The organism is Salinivibrio costicola subsp. alcaliphilus (assembly GCF_001996185.1).
In the GTDB taxonomy this organism is placed as follows: Bacteria; Pseudomonadota; Gammaproteobacteria; order Enterobacterales; family Vibrionaceae; genus Salinivibrio; species Salinivibrio costicola.
The window spans coordinates 1-248 of sequence record NZ_MUFR01000214.1 but is presented as its reverse complement, the minus strand read 5'-3'; the positions used below and the strand labels follow the sequence as shown (position 1 = coordinate 248).

General features: G+C 50.0%; 1 pseudogene. It reads left to right on the top strand.

Features of this window, described 5'->3' with window-relative positions:
• Nucleotides 1-248 (top strand): annotated as a pseudogene (locus BZJ21_RS15910) (IS3 family transposase); the annotation flags it as partial.

Below are 248 nucleotides of genomic sequence, written 5' to 3'. Positions count from 1 at the left end.
AGCGCGTGAATGGATGTTGAACTTCGTCAACTGGTACAACAATGAGCATCGTCATAGCGCGATTAAATTCGTCACGCCAGCGCAAAGACACCGCAACCAAGATACTCAGGTGTTAGCGAAACGGCATGCCGTCTATCAGCAGGCAAAAGCCAAGCATCCTGAGCGTTGGGCTAAAGAAACGCGTGACTGGACACCTGTTAGTTCAGTAACACTCAATCCAAGCAGCTCAGAAGACAATCAACGAGGCG